We start from the raw sequence: 16,086 nt of genomic DNA, 5'->3' as shown, positions 1-16,086 counted from the left end.
CGTTGTACAATGCCGCCTTTGCCCATCTACGCCAAAACACCATGAAACCCGCCCGCACCCTCACCTTCAAATGCGCCAAGTGCGCCAAACCCGTCACCGTCTACCTGCAAAAAGTGTCGGCCTGCTCGCACATCCAGCCTTACCAGGGCATCTGCGGCTGCGGCGAGGTGAAACGCCATGCCACTGGCAGCCCGCAGGCGGTCAAGTCCTTCCTCGAAGCGGGCGACGCCGCCAACTGGCAGCACCACCATTAATATGACGCGCATCGAGTGGATCGAAGGCGGGGAAGCCGGCACAGACAAGCGCTCGGCCCTGTGGCGCTCGGAGAGTGGCTGGCCGGCGCCGAAAAAGGTCGTCATCGCCGACGACACCATGGCCGCGGACACGGCCTACCGCCTCGCCCTCGACGGCACTGCCCTGCTCTGGCGCGGCGACTTCCAAAATGCGCGCCAGCTGCTGCAGGCGCTGGCGCGCCGGATCGACCACAAGGGCGCGCGCGCAAAACGTCCAAAGGGCGATAAAGTCGCGCCGACGCTGACCGAGTCTTTCCACCGCCACCGCCTGGCGCAGCTGCAGCGCGCCCGTACGCTGGCGATGCTGGTGATTCCTTTCGATGCCGATTACACGATTCCACTGCGCCGCGCGCCGGACGTGCGCCAGGCCTGTAACGAGGCCTATGGCGCGGCCAGCGAACCCTTCGTCATTTCCCTGCGCGAGCTGCTCGGCCTGATCGGCGCGCACGAGTGGCGCAGCAAGGGCGTGCCGGTTCCCGCGCTGGACGCAAGGATCCATCCCTGGTACGGCGTGTTTTCGCCAGTGCGCGGCGAATACGTCGACCTGGTGGCGCGCGCGCCGCTGCCTTCGACAGCGGCCGTCGCCTTCGATATCGGCGCCGGTACAGGTGTGTTATCAAGCGTGCTGGCGCGGCGTGGGATCAAACGCATCGTCGCGACCGACATGGACGACCGTGCCCTGGGCTGCGCGCGCGAAAACATCGATCGTCTCGGACTGGCAGGCCAGGTCGAGATAGTCAAAGCGGACCTGTTCCCCGAGGGCCGGGCCGATATCGTGGTCTGCAATCCGCCCTGGCTGCCGGGCAAGCCCAGTTCCGCCATCGAATACGCGATCTACGATCCGGACAGCCGCATGCTGCGCGGCTTTCTCGCGGGCGTGAAGGCGCACCTGGCGCCCGCTGGCGAAGCCTGGCTGATTTTGTCCGACCTCGCCGAGCACCTCGGCCTGCGCTCGCGCGCGCAGCTGTCGGCATGGATCGCCGACGCCGGCCTGGCCGTGATCGTCCGCGACGACGTGCGCCCGACGCACGCCAAAGCCTCCGATGCGGACGATCCGCTGCACGCCGCACGCTCGCGCGAAATCACTTCCTTGTGGCGGCTGCGGAGCGCATCAAGCCCCGCAAGCGACTAATTTGCACAGACATTTGCATCCTGGCGCGCGAAGCAGTACAATAGCGCTGCGGGGTGGAGCAGTCTGGCAGCTCGTCGGGCTCATAACCCGAAGGTCACAGGTTCAAATCCTGTCCCCGCAACCAAACACTAGTTCGAACTGAGTAATACCCCGAGCCCGACTCTTGCAGTTGGGCTTTTGTTTTCTGGGCCTAGCGACGCCGGATGAGAGACAAGAAAGATAACGCAACGATCGATCTGCCGGGTTTCGAACCGGCCGCCCCGCTCGAAGCCGGCGCCGGGGAAGTTCCGCGCACCACAGCACGTTCCCCACGCACCTCCATGAAACAGGAACAGACGTCCCTGTTCGAAGAAACCGACACCACCGGCCTGCCAGTCTGGCGCCGCGACGATAACCTTGATCTGACCGGCCTGCCGGTCTGGGCGCCGGACTCCCGATGACAACACCGACCACTTCTTTTTCCGCACTGCCGCTGGCGCAGCCATTCCTGGATAACCTCGGCGCCCTCGGCTACCACGAGATGACCGACATCCAGGCCGCCAGCCTGCCTGCCGTCCTCGAAGGGCGCGACCTGATCGCTCAGGCCAAGACCGGCAGCGGCAAGACCGCCGCCTTCGGCATCGGCATCCTGCACAAGCTCAATCCAGCCTGGTTCGCGATCCAGGGCCTGGTGCTGTGCCCGACGCGCGAACTGGCCGACCAGGTGGCCGGCGAACTGCGGCGCCTGGCGCGCGGCGTCGGCAACGTCAAGATCCTCACGCTCACCGGCGGCACCTCCATGCGCCCGCAAATCGCTTCGCTCGAACATGGCGCCCACATCGTGGTCGGCACGCCGGGCCGCATCCGCGACCACCTGGGCCGCGCCACGCTCGACCTCTCCAAGGTGCAGACCCTGGTGCTCGATGAAGCCGACCGCATGACCGACATGGGCTTCTTCGACGAGATCGCCGGCATCGTCAGCGCCTGCCCGCAGCGCCGCCAGACCCTGCTCTTTTCGGCTACCTATCCGGACGACATCCGCCACGCCACTGCCGGCTTCCTGAACGACCCGATGGAAATCGCGGTCGAGTCCCAGCACGACGCCAGCAAGATCGAGCAGCGCTTTTATGAAGTCGGTTTCGACAACCGCGACGAAGCCGTGGCGCGCCTGCTGCGCCATTACCGTCCCGTCTCGACGCTTGCCTTCTGCAACACGAAAGCGCACTGCCGCGAATTGGCCGACGCGCTGCGCGAGCAGGGTTTTTCGGCGCTGGCCCTGTACGGCGAACTCGAACAGCGCGAACGCGACGAAATCCTGATCCTGTTCGCCAACCGCAGCTGCTCGGTGCTGGTGGCAACCGACGTGGCCGCGCGCGGGCTCGACATCGCCAACCTGGAAGCCGTCATCAACGTCGACGTCTCGAAGGATGCCGAAGTCCACGTGCACCGCATCGGCCGCACCGGCCGTGGCGAGGAAACCGGCCTGGCCCTTTCCCTGTGCGCGCCGAACGAAAAGAAATGGGTGCGCCTGATCGAGCAGTACCAGGATACGGAGTTCGACTGGTACAAGGTCGACGACCTGGGCGACAGCGTGCTGCCTGCTGAGCCGGCGCCGATGACCACCCTCATCATCGCCGGCGGCAAGAAGGACAAGCTGCGCCCCGGCGACGTGCTGGGCGCCCTCACCGGCGACGCCGGCTTGACGAAGGAGCAGGTCGGCAAGATCAACGTCACCGAATTCCAGACCTATGTCGCCCTCGCACGCGAGGTTGCCCAGGACGCGTTCCGGAAACTCAACGCCGGCAACCGCCTGGGACCGGACTTCGGCAACTTCAAAGGCCGAAGCTTCAAGATGCGCTTCCTCGACGTATAAAACCGGCGCTCCGTTGCGCACGTTTGCTTCAAAAGCGACGCGCTTGGCGTAAATCTGGCATATTTGCTAAAAATAAATCTTTAGCAAAATGACCAGCCCAACTACCACCATCTATACTCCCTTCGCGGACGGCCGCACGGTCCGCGATATTGTCGAGCACAGCCCGGCGCTGATCAACGAGGCCTGGTGCCGCGACCTGTTGCGCCGCACCCTCGATTCGATCGAGCGGCAGTACGCGACCGGCGCCCCGCATCGCCCGATCTCGCCGGACACGATCGTGATGCTCGCCAATAACGAGCCGCTGCTGCTGCCCGCCGCCGAAGACGTCGGCGCCGCGAGCGCCACGACCCTGGCGGCCGACCTGCATGCGCTGGCGCTGGTGGTGCATTACGCCATCACCGCCGAACTGCCGCCGGACGGGCCGCTCGGCCCGCGCCTCTACGACAACTACAGCAGCACGCTCACGAACGGCCTCGACCGCTGCCTGGGGCCGAACATGCGCCTGCGCCCGAAAACGGCCGACGACATGCGCGCCCTGCTGGGCATCGAGGCCGGCAGCGGCGATGCGCCGGTCCATGCGTCGACCCAGGCCCCGAGCCCGGCGCCCGAGGCTCCCCCTGCGCCCGAACCGGCACGCCTGCATACCCCATCCGCCACCGACGCCGTGACCGGCGCCGCGGCAGCACAGGCAGCCGTTCCCGAGCGCCGCGCCGAGCCGCCGGCGAACCTGCCCGGCGCCGGGGCGGTCCCCGCCCCATCCACCGAGCCGCTGCTGCGCACGCCCGCCGCTGCCAGCGCCCCCGTTCCCGGCCCGCTCGGCAATACCGCATCCGCGAAGCCGGCCACCACGCTCGAAGCGGCTACCGCCGCGCGGCTCAGCGAGGAAGCTGCCCGTACCCGCGCGCCATCGGCGCCGCCGCGCGCCAGGTCCGGCCTGCAGCGCTGGGGCTGGGTCGCAGGCGCCGCGATCGTGCTGCTCGCAGGCGGCACCGCCCTCGTGTCCTATCTGGAACAGCGCAAGGCGGACGAGGTGGCGGCGCAGTCGCTGCCGCCGGCCGAACCCGCCGTGCGCGGACTGGAGCCGGGCGAGACGGTAGTGGCGCCCACGGCCGCCGCGACCGAGGCTGCGCCCGCGGACGACCTTGTTCCGGTCCCGGGCGATCCCACCCTGCCTGCAGCGGCGCCGGAAGCGGCGCCGGGAGCGCTGGCTTCCGCGCCGCCACCGGCACCCACCGCGGCGCCGGCCAGGCCGGGCGACGCCGTCGTCAACGGCACCACCTACAAGCTGGTCATCAAGCCCTGGGGCACGGTCTACGTGGACGGCATCGACCGCGGCGTCAGCCCGCCGGTCAAGCGGCTGACGCTGGGCAAGGGCCTGCACACGATCCAGATCGTCAATCCGAATTTCCCGGATCACGTCCTGACCGTCGACGCCGGATCGCGCGAATCGACCACGATCACGCATGACTTCACGACCGCGCCAAACAGGGAGTTGCCATGACCCACACCCTCCACGCACGCTGCTTGTGCATCCTGCTGGCGGCAGGCGCATTGACCGGCTGCGCCCAGCTCGAACCCCTGTTCGAGACCAAGCCGCAACGCGATCACAAGAATGCCGTCAAGCGCGAGGCCGAGCGCGAGCACAGCCGTGCAATCCGGCGCGACAGCGAGCGCAACGCGCGCGCCGAAACGCGTGCGGAAACGCGTGCCGAAGCACAGGCCGAACAAGTGGCGCTGCGCGAAGGCATCCGGCTCTACAACGAGGGCGACTTCAATGGCGCGATCCGCCGCCTCGGCGCCAACGAGCTGCGCGACGCCCCGGCGCGCACGCGGGTGACGGCGTTGAAATACACGGCCTTCAGCTATTGCGTGACCTCGCGCCCGAAGCAGTGCGAAGAAGCCTTCGAGCGGGCCTTCAAGATCGATCCGGATTTCACGCTGGAGTCGGGCGAACAGGGTCACCCGCTGTGGGGCCCGGCCTACGAACGGGCCAAGCGCGGGTAAGCCGGCGGCCGGCAAGGTCAGGCGAGCGGCCCGGATTTCCCGGGCCGTTTTTTTTACGCCCGGATGTTCACCGAGGCCGGATACACCGGCGCCCGCCGGCGCATGCTGGCCTGCTCGTAGGCATAGGCCATGCCGATCAGCGTCGCTTCGCTGTACGCGCCGCCGACGAACGACAGCCCGACCGGCAGGCCGCGCGTGAAGCCGGCCGGCACCGTGATGTGCGGATAGCCCGCCACCGCGGCCGGCGACGAGAAGCTCATGCCGTAATGGTCGCCGTTGATGTAGTCGGTCAGCCAGGCGACGCCCCCGGTGGGCGCCACCAGCGCGTCGAGTTTGTGCTCGCGCATGACCTTGTCGATGCCCTCCTCGCGCGAGTAGCGCAGGTTGTTGGCCAGCGCTTCGCGGTAGGCTTTGGCGTCGAGACCTGGCCGCTTTTCGGCGGCGATCAGGTGCTCCTGGCCGAAATACGGCATTTCGCGGTCGGCATTCTTGATGTTAAAGGCGATTACGTCGGCCATGTTCTTGATTGGCGCGTGCGGCGCGTAGGCTGCCAGATAGGCCGCCAGGTCCGGCTTGAATTCGTGCAGCAGCACTTCGACTTCGGTTTCGTTGTACTTGTCGGTGTTCGGCACCTTGACCTCGACCAGGATCGCGCCCTGCTCCTTGAGCACGGCGAGTTCCTTTTCGACGATCGCGTCGATGGCCGTGCTGCCGCCGAAGAAATTGCGGGCGACGCCGATGCGCTTGCCGCGCAGCCCGTCGGTACGCAGGGCCGCGGCATAGTCGGCGACCTTGCCCCGGCTTTCCCCGGTTACCGCATCGGCCGCGTCGACGCCGGTCATCGCCGCCAGCATCAGGGCGGCATCGGCGACGCTGCGCGTCATCGGGCCGGCCGTGTCCTGCGAGTGCGCGATCGGGATGATGCCGCTGCGGCTGAGCAGCCCGAGCGTCGGCTTCAGGCCGACGATGCCGCAGCTCGAGGACGGCGAGACGATCGAGCCGTCGGTCTCGGTGCCGACCGCCAGCGTGGCCAGGCTGGCGGCGATGGCCGCCCCGGAACCGGAACTCGAGCCGCTGGTGTTGCGGTCGAGCGCATGCGGATTGCGGGTCTGGCCGCCGCGTCCGCTCCAGCCGCTGACCGAATGGGTCGAGCGCATGTTCGCCCATTCCGACAGGTTGGTCTTGCCGATGATGACGGCGCCGGCGGCGCGCAGGCGCTCGACGATGAAGGCGTCGCGGTTGGCGCGTACGCCGGCCAGGGCCAGCGACCCGGCGCTCGTGCTCATCCGGTCGCCGGTAGCGATGTTGTCCTTGAGCAGGACCGGGATGCCGTGCAGCGGACCGCGCAGCTTGCCGGCGCCGCGTTCACGGTCGAGTTCGGCGGCAATCCGGAGCGCGTCGGGATTGAGTTCGATGACGGAATTGAGGCGCGGGCCGGCCTTGTCGATGGCGGCGATCCGGGCCAGGTAGCGCTTGACCAGCTGTTGCGAGCTCAGCTTGCCGGCGGCCATCGCGGCGGACTGCTCGCGCACGCCAGCATCGAGCAAGTCATCAACAGCGGCTGCCCGTTTCGGCGCCGCGCCGGCAGAACTGGCGGCGCCGGCAACGGCTCCCGCGGCCACACCCAGTCGAACGAAATCCCTGCGGTCCATGCGTCTCCCCTTGTTTTATATGAAAGCATTAGCATAGCAGTGCGGCAATGCATGGACGAAAAAAAACGCTGCCGGTGAGGGCAGCGTTCTTTACAGGCGGCGGGCAAGCCGGTCAGTGATGACCTGGTTGCGACTTGGTGGCAAATTAGTTGCGGACCACGCGCTTGTATTCGTTGGTGCGGGTATCGATTTCGATGGTGTCATCCTGGCTCACGAACAGCGGCACCATGACGATGTGCTGATGGGCTTCGATGGCGTTCTCGATCTTCGCTTCCTTCAGGACGTTGCCCGAAGTATTGCCCTTGACTGCAGGCTCCGAATAGATGACCTTGCGCGCGATCGTGGTCGGCAGTTCGACCGAGATGGCCTTGCCGTCATAGAACACGGCTTCGCATTCCATGCTGTCTTTCAGGTAGTGAATCGCGTCGCCCAGGTTCTCTTCTTCGATTTCGAACTGTTCGTAGTCGGCGTCCATGAAGACGTACAGCGGATCGGCGAAGTACGAGTAGGTGACCGGCTTCTTGTCGAGGACGACGACGTCGAACTTGTCGTCGCCGCGGAACACGTTTTCCAGCGGGGCGCCGGTCAGAAGATTCTTCATCTTCCACTTGTAGGTGAAGCCCGTGCGGCTCGAGCCGTTGACGTCAGAACGCAGCACGATAAAAGGCTTTTCATCAACCATGATGATGTTGCCGACACGGATCTCTTTTGCGGGTTTCATAGGAGTCTGAGTAATCTAAAAAAAGGGGTTGCAGTAACCGGGCATGATATCACGTAACGCCTGGCCTGCCTACCGGGGTGACGCCGATAGTGAAGAGGCAAAGGAGAGCAGGTTCGAGGCCAGGTCGCCGTTCTTGGCCATCTCGGTGTGCCATTCAGCAGCCCGCGCCTCGATGCCGGCGCCGTCGGCGCGCAGGGCATGCCACAGGGCGGCCAGGTCGCCCTCCTCCACCACTCCGTTCCAGTGCAGCGAAAACGCCGCCACGCTGTCGAGTCCGGCGCTGTAGCGGCCAAGGAAAGCGCGCAGTTTCTTGTGATGCAGCTGGTCGTCCTGCGGATAGATATGCCAGACGAAGGGCTTGCCGGCCCACTGGGCGCGCACCCAGGAATCCTCGCCGCGCACGAAGTTCAGGTCGCAGGCCCAGAGCAGGCGGTCGTAATCGGGCTGTGCCAGGAAGGGCAAGACGCGTACCGTCAGCGCGCCGCGCGTCGCTACTACGCCGGCGACGCCTTCGGCGCCGAGAAAATCTTCCACCGCCTGCGCGGCGACGCCCTCGGGCACCAGGCAGGTGATCGCCTCCGCGCCTGCCCGCCACACCTCGAACAGCGCGGCCACCGGGGCATGCGGGTAGCAAAACAAGGACACTTTCAGCGCATCGGTCTCGGACTGCGCCAGTCCCAGTCCGGCCAGGAAGGACCGGGCCTGGCGCGGATCGGACAGGAAGGCCTGGCGCGCGGTATCGAGCGCGCGCTCGCGCAGCAGGCCGCCGGTGCGCGCCGTATAACCCGGGAAGAAAAAATGCTTGGTCAGTTTCAGGCGCGGATGCATCGAAGGGAGCCGGTGGCAGCCTTCGACCCATTCTTCGGCGCTCAGCCCTTCGAGGTTGAGCCAGACCGGCCGTGGCAGGCATTGCGCCATCGCGTCGATGTAACCGGGGGGAATATCGCAGGCGAAAAATTCGATGACGATATCGGCGACGTCCTGCGGGGTGTAACTTCCTTCCAGGCCATGCCAGTGACGCACGAGCACGCCCTGCACGGTTTGCTCGCCGGCAGCCGGGTCCACTTCGGAACAGATACGGCGGAAGCTGGCGAGGTCGTCGACCCAGAGTGTGACCGCGACGCCGTGCTCGCTCTGCAACTGCCGCGCCAGGCGCCAGCAAATGCCGATGTCGCCATAGTTGTCGACAACCGTGCAGAAAATGGCCAGCGAAATGCGGTGGGGATGGTGGGAAACGTGCATGTGGTGAAGGTGAAAGACGGTAGGGCCGGCCTGAAGCGCATTTTAACCGATCCGGGCCGCGTTCCTGGATGGGTCGCGGCGGCGATGGACCTGGCTTGTTTCACCTTTTTCTGCGCTAGCGCAAAGCAGACGACGGATGAACGAATTGCGTCGCTGTCGCCCAAACTTCGCTGCCCCACCTTAGTCCAATTGCTACCTGCAGGAGACGGGCGCTCCGCGCCACTACCCTGCCCTCCGTGCGCGCCCGACCTTACCGGGACGCCCACGCCATCTACGCGGCCGCTTGCAGCAGGTGCGTAAGGGGAATGAACATCAGCCGGGCACGCAGACGCGTGCCGAGCGCCGGTACTGTTGCCGGCAGCCGCATCCGAAACCAGGGAGTGCAGCATGAACGAATTTCAACAACCAGGAATGGGACAGCCTCAGTTCGGGCCTCAGGGCTTGTTCGGCGGAATGTTTGGTGCACCGATCGGCAACGCGATCGGCCGCGGGATTGGCGGTATCTTCGGCAATCCCAACCTCGGCAGCCGCATCGGCGAAGTCGCCGGCGGCATCGGCGGCAGCCTGCTGCCATTCGGCGCCGATCCTGCTGCGCAGCAGCAGCAGCAGCAGCAGCAGCAGCAGCAGCAGCTCCAGCAACTCCAGCAGCTCCAGCAGCTGCAACAGCTTCAGCAAATGCAACAGCTGCAGCAGCTGCAACAACAGCAGGGAGGACAGCAACTGGCGCCGCAGGGCTTTTTCGGCGGCCTGATCCAGAAATACGGCAAGCCGGCCGGCAACCTGCTCGGCAGCGTCACCGGCAACGCAACCCTGGGCAATGTTGTCGGCGGGCTGTCGGGCCTCGGCGGCCTGCTGCCATTCTCGGCCGACGCACAGGGTGGAGGCCAGCAGGCCGCCATCATGCAGCAGCTGCAGCAACTGCAGATGCAGCACCAGCAGCTGCAACAGGCGCTGCAACAGGTGCAGCAACAGGCTGCCGTCCTGCAGCAGCAATTGTCCCAGCAAGCACAGCAGCAGACCGGGCAAGGCCAACTGGCGCCACAAGGCTGGCTGAGCAACATGATCGGCCAGTATGCACAGCCGGTTGGCGGCTTCATCGGCAGCCAGCTGGGCAACCAGCAGCTCGGCAGCACCATCGGCGGCATCGCCGGCCAGCTCGGCAGCATGCTGCCGTTCTCGGCCGATCCGTGGAGCGCCTACGCCCAGGCGCAGCAAGCGCAGCTGGCGAGCCAGCAAACCGTCCATTGAGCACGCGCCCGCCGCGGGCGGGCACTGCCCGCGGCGGGTAAGCGGGACAACGATCGCATACCCCTCACCTTATGAATGACTCCCCCTCCCGTCCGCCTTCGGGCGCGGAAGGGGATAACGGAGGACCGCCCGATGCCGATCTCCGGCGACACCGCTTCCCAGGAACGCTATATCGTGCGCGCCGCGCAAGACAACGGCGCGCTCCTCAGTTTTATCGACAGCATCCGCAACGACGCCGCCGTGCGCCTGGTGGACACGATTGGCCCGCCCTCAGGCCCGCCACATACCGTCGTCGTCGAATGCGACACCACGACGATCGAGCTGCTCAGGCAGCGCACCCTCCATCAACTGATGATCGAACCCGACCGCCCGCTGTCCCTGTTCTGACGCTGGCGGCAGGTGATCGAAAGGACATCGACATGCCAAAAACTCCCATTGGCGGGGCCGGAGAAGCGCCGGACCGCCCCGCCTCAACGCCGGAGGGCAGCGAGGGCGCAAGCTCCCTACCCACCCCTGACGGACCCGGCCGGGCCGTCGTCGAGCGCAAGAAAAAATACCTGGTTGCGCCGCGCCAGCTCGCCTCGAGCCTGAGTCCCATGAACATGGCCGCCCTCGGCATCGCGCCCCTGTCCCTGTCGGTGGTGGAACAGGCGCTGCAGGCCAATCCCGACATCGACGTGGTGGAAACCGTCGGCGCACGCAGCGCCATCGGCGCCGCCGCCGCCGATGGCGCCGGCGAAGGCATCCTTGTCGCGCGCATGACCGACCAGAAGGCGGGCGAACTGCTCCAGCGCGGCGGCGGGCGCCTGCTGGTCGAACGCGATCAGCACCTGTACTTGTCCGACCCGATGCTGCGCCGGCCCGACCTCGTGTCCTCGCTGACGCCATATAACGGCCCGAGCGTCGAGGTAACGCTCGTCGTGCTCGGCCAGAACGGCTCGCCGCTGGCCGACGCCGAGGTCTCGCTGTTCGGCGGCATGCTGCCTGCCACCGGCGTGACCGGCGCCGACGGCAGCGTGCGCCTGCGCCTGTACGGCGACGATCCGCACGCGATCAGCGGGCTGTACGTAAAGCCGCGCGCCGATTACTGGAGCTTCTACCAGCGCGACCCCGATATCGGCCTCAATGCCTCGAACATCGTGCTGCTGCACGCGCTGTCGGATTCGCCGACGCTGCCGAACTTCCCGCAGCAAAACGCGACGGGCTGGGGCGCGCGCGCCATGCGGCTCGACGGCTTGCCGCCGCAGTTCCGCGGCCGCGGCGTCAAGATCGCGGTCGTCGATTCCGGCGCGGCCACCACCCACGGCAGTTTGAACCGGATCGGCGCCGGCTTCGACATCGTCAACAAGCGCGTCGACCCGACCACTTGGACCGAGGACACGCTCGGCCATGGCTCGCATTGCGCCGGCGTCATCGGCGCGGCCGATCCGGCCTGGGGCATCCGCGGCTTCGCTCCGGACGCCGAGATCCATGTCTGCAAGCTCTTCCCGGGCGGGCAGATCAGCCAACTCATCGAGGCCCTTGAATACTGCATCGAGCACGAGATCGACGTGGTCAACCTGAGCCTGGGCGGCGGCGCATTCTCGGAAGCGCTCGAACGCCAGATCGTGCGGGCGAAACAGGCCGGCGTCGCCTGCATCGCGGCGGCGGGCAATTCCAGCGGCCCTGTGCAGTATCCGGCGGCTTCGTCGCATGTTCTGGCGGTGTCGGCCATCGGCAAGCTTGGTGAATTTCCTGCCGACAGCTACCACGGCGAGACCATCGGACCGGACGTCGACGCCCAGGGTTACTTCACAGCCCGCTTCAGCTGCTTCGGTCCCCAGGTGGATGTATGCGCGCCCGGCGTGGCGATCGTTTCGGCAGTGCCGCCGAATAATTTTGCGGCCTGGGACGGTACTTCGATGGCGGCGCCCCATGTCACCGGACTGGCGGCGCTGATCCTGGCGCACCGGCCGGAATTCCAGGGAATGGCGCGGGCACGCTCGCCGGAACGGGTGGAGCGGCTGTTCCAGGTGATCCGGATGAGTGCGCGCAGGGTCACGCTGGGCGACGCCGCCCGCATCGGCAGCGGCCTGCCCGATGCGCCGTCCGCGCTTGGCCTGCCCCTGATACCTGGCCAGCAGGCCATGTCGTGGCAGACGATGATCGGCGCGATGGCGGGTGGCCCGGGGGCAGACGGTGGCATCGGGGTCTACGCCGGCATGCCGCAGATGTTCGGCCAGGCGCCGCTGGGCCTGCAATCGCTCGGTCTCGGCTTCCCGATGGGCGGCATGCCGCCGCAGGGCTGGTAAGGCAAACGAAAGGGGAAAGGAACATTCAACGCAAAAAAGCAAAAGCCGCTCGAGGCGGCTTTTGCTATCGCTTGTACTGCTACTGCTGACTGGCGTCCCCACGGGGATTCGAACCCCGGTACTCACCGTGAAAGGGTGATGTCCTAGGCCTCTAGACGATGGGGACCTAAAACTGTTTGCACTACTTTACTCTGTTAACTTACACCTGCCAAATTCTTGGCGTCCCCACGGGGATTCGAACCCCGGTACTCACCGTGAAAGGGTGATGTCCTAGGCCTCTAGACGATGGGGACCCTGGACTGCCGATCTTGCTGGACTACTGTGGCTACGTGGTGGAGGTAAGCGGGATCGAACCGCTGACCTCTTGCATGCCATGCAAGCGCTCTCCCAGCTGAGCTATACCCCCCACGGGCAAACAACATCATAACATACTGCTTTTAACGCTTCACTTCCACTACCGCTGCCGCTGGCGCAGCTTCTGACACACTCTGCCAAAACCTTGGCGTCCCCACGGGGATTCGAACCCCGGTACTCACCGTGAAAGGGTGATGTCCTAGGCCTCTAGACGATGGGGACCCTGGAACTACCGTTATTACTACTCACAACACTTCAGGAATTGGTGGAGGTAAGCGGGATCGAACCGCTGACCTCTTGCATGCCATGCAAGCGCTCTCCCAGCTGAGCTATACCCCCCGTACTGCTGAAGTGCGAGCATTATAGCGGGGGTTCTTGCATTACGCAAATACCGATTTGACGATCACATGCCTTTCGTGACGCGGGCCAGGACGACCTCGCGCCCGAACAGTTCCAGCACCGCATCAATCGCCGGGGTTTGCAGCTGGCCGGTGACGAGCAGGCGCAGCGGCATGGCGATCTGCGGCATCTTCAGACCATGGGCCGCCAGCACTTCCTTGAGCATTGCGGCGAGCGCCGCCTTGGTCCACTCGACGCTCTGGCAGCGCTCGGCAAAAGCGGCCAGCGCCGGGCGTACGGCATCCGTCAGGTGCTGGGCCAGCAGGGCCGCATCCGGCTGCGGCTGGCGGTAGAACAGCATCGCCGCATCGGCCAGTTCGTTGATCGTGTTGGCGCGGTCCTTCACCAGGGCCAGCACGGCAGGCAGGTTTGGCGCGCCATCGACATCGGCGCCCGTCATTTTCGGACGCACCAGCCCGGCCAGGCGTTCGTTGTCGGCGGCCTTGATGTAGTGGTTGTTCAGCCAGGCCAGCTTTTCCGGATTGAACTGGGCGGCGGAGGCGGTCAGGTGCTCGAGGTTGAACCACTCGGTGAACTGCGCCATCGAGAAGATCTCGTCGTCGCCATGACTCCAGCCCAGGCGCGCCAGATAGTTGAGCATCGCTTCCGGCAGGTAGCCCTGCTCCGGATAATCCATCACGCTGACCGCGCCGTGGCGCTTGGACAGTTTCTGGCCGTCCGCGCCGAGGATCATCGGCAGGTGGCCGTATTCCGGCAGCTCGGCGCCGAGCGCGCGCAGGATGTTGATCTGGCGCGGCGTGTTGTTGACGTGGTCGTCGCCGCGCAGCACGTGCGTGATTTGCATATCCCAGTCGTCGACAGACACGCAGAAATTATAGGTCGGGGTGCCGTCGGGACGGGCGATGATCAGGTCGTCGAGTTCCTTGTTGGCGATCGTGATCGGGCCCTTGACGACATCGTTCCAGGTCACTTCGCCGTCCAGCGGATTCTTGAAGCGCACGACGGGTTTTACGCCCTCGGGCACGGCAGGCAAGGTCTTGCCCGCTTCCGGACGCCAAGTGCCGTCGTAGCGCGGCTTCTCGCCGGATGCGCGCATCCGCTCGCGCATCGCTTCGACTTCGTCGGGCGAGCAATAGCACAGGTAGGCCGTGCCGGCGTCGAGCATGCCTTTCACCACCTCGCGGTAACGGTCCATGCGCTGCATCTGGTAGAACGGGCCTTCGTCGTGCGCCAGGCCGAGCCACTGCATACCGTCGAGGATCGCCTGCACCGCTTCCGGCGTCGAGCGTTCGAGGTCCGTGTCCTCGATGCGCAGGATGAATGTGCCGCCGAAATGGCGGGCATAGGCCCAGGAATACAGCGCGGTGCGCGCGCCGCCGAGGTGGAGATAGCCAGTCGGGCTGGGGGCGAAGCGGGTGCGGACGGGAGTGCGGACGGTCATGGTGAAAGCCGAAATGAGAAAACGGCCATTTTACCTTGATGTGCCGGGTGCGGCCGCCGTGGCGCTTCCGGTGCTCCCCTCCTCTTTTTCAGGGGCCGCGCCGCCTGTAGCCCTGCGGTGCGCAGGCCGGTTCGACGCCCAGCGCGGCGCCGGCGCCGGCAACGGCCGAGCCGATGGCGCGCGCGCCGTGGCGCAGCTGGGCGGGCCGGTGCCCGGCCATGACCTGCATGCGCAGGCGCGCCGCACCGGGGAACTCGAGCACGTCGGCGAACACGCCCTCGCGCGCCAGCGCGCGCCCGGCCAGGCGCGCCACCTGCTCGCTGCCGATCCACAGCGGCACGATCGGCGCCGGCAGCCCGAGGCAGCGCATGCCGGTCTCCGCCAGGTGCGCGCGCAGGTTCACGGCATTGTTCAGCAGCGCCGCGCGCAAGACCTCCCCCTCGGCACTGCGAACGATACGCAAGGCTTCCAGCACGCAGGCCGCTTGCACCGGCGACAGCGCGCTCGAGGCGGAATACGGTCCGGCGAACAGCTGCAGCTGGCGTTTCACGGCGCGCGACCTGCTCGCCACGAAACCGCCGTTGGCGGCGAAGGTTTTCGAGAAGGCGCCGACCACGAGGTCGGCCTTGCCCAGCATTTTCTGCTGGCCCAGCGAGCCGGCGCCCCCGGGGCCGGTCGCACCCAGGTCGTGCGCCACGTCGACCAGCAGGGTGGCGCCGTATTCGCGGCACAGGTGCTGCATCAGGGGCAGGTCCGGCACGTCGGCATCCACGCCGAACAGGCCTTCGGCAACCACCAGGATGCCGTTGTCGAGGTCGCGCGCGCGGATGGCCGCCAGCAGCTCGCGCACGTGGCCGGTGTCGAGGTGGCGATGCGGCACGACGTTGCGGGTTGCCGCGCCGGCGGCCTGGCGCAGCGCAGCGCCGGCCTGCTCGTCGATGACGATGTAGTCGCGCGCATGCACCAGCGCCGTGACGGCGCCGAAGACCGCGCCCCAGCCGCTCGGGAACAGGGTAAGGTGCTCGAGCTGCAGCAGCGCGCCCAGCGCCGCCTCCAGCGCCAGCGACAGGCGGCCGTTGCCGAGCAGGCCGGCGGCGCCGGCGCTGTGCGGCCCGGCGTCGTGCAGCGCCGCGGCGGCCGCTTCGCGCACGGCCGGGTGCGAAGCGAGCGACAGATAATCACTGGACGCGAAATTCACGCCGCGCGTGGCCGTGCTGGAGTCGGCGCCTTCATCGCGCACGCAGGCCTCGGCCGCCGGCGCGCCCTCGAACGACCGCCCGTTCTGCCACAGGCCATAGGCGGCGCGCAGGGCGCACCAGTCATCCAGGGGCTCGACCCGGCGCATCAGGTCCGGGCCGCACGGCTGCGCGAACCCTTTGGTGCTGCCGCGCAGCGCACCGCAGGCCTGCAGCGCCGCGATGTCGGCGGCGCCTTCGAACACGATTGTTTGCTCGTTCACGGTGGTTTCCTCGACGATGGATAAGGAAGGGGTAAGA

Annotated in this window: 15 protein-coding genes and 6 tRNA genes; 10 read left to right on the top strand and 11 right to left on the bottom strand. The window is 66.6% G+C overall.

All coding sequences use genetic code 11. From position 1 onward, the window contains the following. Positions 1–41 precede the first annotated feature (41 nt). The 7 genes from AC56KZ_RS10845 to AC56KZ_RS10815 all read left to right on the top strand — a co-directional run bounded on the left by AC56KZ_RS10845 (position 42) and on the right by AC56KZ_RS10815 (position 5,281). Complete coding sequence (locus AC56KZ_RS10845; protein ID WP_497162180.1) at positions 42–254, top strand: hypothetical protein; 213 nt, start codon at positions 42–44, stop codon at positions 252–254. A 1-nt stretch (position 255) separates the two neighbouring features. Beyond that, entirely contained in the window at positions 256–1,425 is a 1,170-nt protein-coding gene (locus AC56KZ_RS10840; RefSeq protein ID WP_497162179.1) for a methyltransferase, read from the top strand. A gap of 47 nt (positions 1,426–1,472) precedes the next feature. After that, positions 1,473–1,549, top strand: a tRNA-Met gene (locus AC56KZ_RS10835). Positions 1,550–1,628: 79 nt separating this feature from the next. Further along, complete coding sequence (locus AC56KZ_RS10830; RefSeq protein WP_497162178.1) at positions 1,629–1,865, top strand: hypothetical protein; 237 nt, start codon at positions 1,629–1,631, stop codon at positions 1,863–1,865. Beyond that, on the top strand, positions 1,862–3,277 hold the full coding sequence (gene dbpA / locus AC56KZ_RS10825) for an ATP-dependent RNA helicase DbpA (RefSeq protein WP_497162177.1): 1,416 nt from the start codon (positions 1,862–1,864) through the stop codon (positions 3,275–3,277). The genes AC56KZ_RS10830 and dbpA overlap by 4 nt, the downstream gene beginning before the upstream one ends. Before the next feature lie 88 nt (positions 3,278–3,365). Then, positions 3,366–4,778, top strand: coding sequence for a serine/threonine-protein kinase (locus AC56KZ_RS10820; protein WP_497162176.1), 1,413 nt, complete (start codon positions 3,366–3,368; stop codon positions 4,776–4,778). Next, on the top strand, positions 4,775–5,281 hold the full coding sequence (locus AC56KZ_RS10815) for a TssQ family T6SS-associated lipoprotein (RefSeq protein WP_497162175.1): 507 nt from the start codon (positions 4,775–4,777) through the stop codon (positions 5,279–5,281). The genes AC56KZ_RS10820 and AC56KZ_RS10815 overlap by 4 nt, the downstream gene beginning before the upstream one ends. Before the next feature lie 53 nt (positions 5,282–5,334). Here AC56KZ_RS10815 and AC56KZ_RS10810 read toward each other — a convergent pair whose 3' ends face one another. From AC56KZ_RS10810 to AC56KZ_RS10795, 4 genes are all read right to left on the bottom strand, one after another. Further along, positions 5,335–6,933, bottom strand: coding sequence for an amidase (locus AC56KZ_RS10810; protein WP_497162174.1), 1,599 nt, complete (start codon positions 6,931–6,933; stop codon positions 5,335–5,337). 145 nt (positions 6,934–7,078) lie between these two features. Beyond that, a complete protein-coding gene (locus AC56KZ_RS10805) occupies positions 7,079–7,654 on the bottom strand; it encodes an elongation factor P (protein WP_497162173.1) in 576 nt (191 codons plus the stop codon). 69 nt (positions 7,655–7,723) lie between these two features. Next, positions 7,724–8,896, bottom strand: a complete 1,173-nt coding sequence (gene earP, locus AC56KZ_RS10800) for an elongation factor P maturation arginine rhamnosyltransferase EarP (protein ID WP_497162172.1) — start codon at positions 8,894–8,896, stop codon at positions 7,724–7,726. Positions 8,897–9,208: 312 nt separating this feature from the next. Continuing rightward, positions 9,209–9,577, bottom strand: a complete 369-nt coding sequence (locus tag AC56KZ_RS10795) for a hypothetical protein (protein WP_497162171.1) — start codon at positions 9,575–9,577, stop codon at positions 9,209–9,211. Here AC56KZ_RS10795 and AC56KZ_RS10790 point away from each other — a divergent pair. The 3 genes from AC56KZ_RS10790 (at position 9,572) to AC56KZ_RS10780 (ending at position 12,435) form a co-directional block, all read left to right on the top strand. Continuing rightward, positions 9,572–10,144, top strand: coding sequence for a hypothetical protein (locus tag AC56KZ_RS10790; protein ID WP_497162170.1), 573 nt, complete (start codon positions 9,572–9,574; stop codon positions 10,142–10,144). The genes AC56KZ_RS10795 and AC56KZ_RS10790 overlap by 6 nt on opposite strands. Positions 10,145–10,276: 132 nt before the next feature. Then, on the top strand, positions 10,277–10,531 hold the full coding sequence (locus AC56KZ_RS10785) for a hypothetical protein (RefSeq protein ID WP_497162169.1): 255 nt from the start codon (positions 10,277–10,279) through the stop codon (positions 10,529–10,531). 32 nt (positions 10,532–10,563) lie between these two features. Then, positions 10,564–12,435: a S8 family serine peptidase gene (locus tag AC56KZ_RS10780; RefSeq protein ID WP_497162168.1), complete on the top strand. Its 1,872-nt coding sequence runs from the start codon at positions 10,564–10,566 to the stop codon at positions 12,433–12,435. Positions 12,436–12,525: 90 nt separating this feature from the next. Here the strand turns inward: AC56KZ_RS10780 and AC56KZ_RS10775 are convergent. The 7 genes from AC56KZ_RS10775 to AC56KZ_RS10745 form a co-directional block, all read right to left on the bottom strand. Beyond that, positions 12,526–12,601 (bottom strand) — tRNA-Glu (locus AC56KZ_RS10775). A 51-nt stretch (positions 12,602–12,652) separates the two neighbouring features. Next, positions 12,653–12,728: transfer RNA gene (locus tag AC56KZ_RS10770), tRNA-Glu, on the bottom strand. A 37-nt stretch (positions 12,729–12,765) separates the two neighbouring features. Continuing rightward, positions 12,766–12,841, bottom strand: a tRNA-Ala gene (locus AC56KZ_RS10765). Positions 12,842–12,935: 94 nt separating this feature from the next. Continuing rightward, positions 12,936–13,011 (bottom strand) — tRNA-Glu (locus AC56KZ_RS10760). A gap of 41 nt (positions 13,012–13,052) precedes the next feature. Further along, a tRNA-Ala gene (locus AC56KZ_RS10755) sits at positions 13,053–13,128 on the bottom strand. A gap of 64 nt (positions 13,129–13,192) precedes the next feature. Continuing rightward, positions 13,193–14,590 (bottom strand): glutamate--tRNA ligase, encoded by a 1,398-nt coding sequence (gltX, locus tag AC56KZ_RS10750; protein WP_497162167.1) that lies wholly within the window; start codon positions 14,588–14,590, stop codon positions 13,193–13,195. Between the two features lie 88 nt (positions 14,591–14,678). Continuing rightward, the gene (locus tag AC56KZ_RS10745; RefSeq protein WP_497162166.1) at positions 14,679–16,049 is read right to left on the bottom strand and encodes an aminotransferase class I/II-fold pyridoxal phosphate-dependent enzyme; all 1,371 of its coding nucleotides are present in this window, start codon (positions 16,047–16,049) and stop codon (positions 14,679–14,681) included. Between the last annotated feature and the right edge of the window lie 37 nt (positions 16,050–16,086).

It is taken from the genome of Telluria sp. LT2P34 (assembly GCF_059685915.1).
This window is presented reverse-complemented; position numbering and strand designations above follow the sequence as displayed.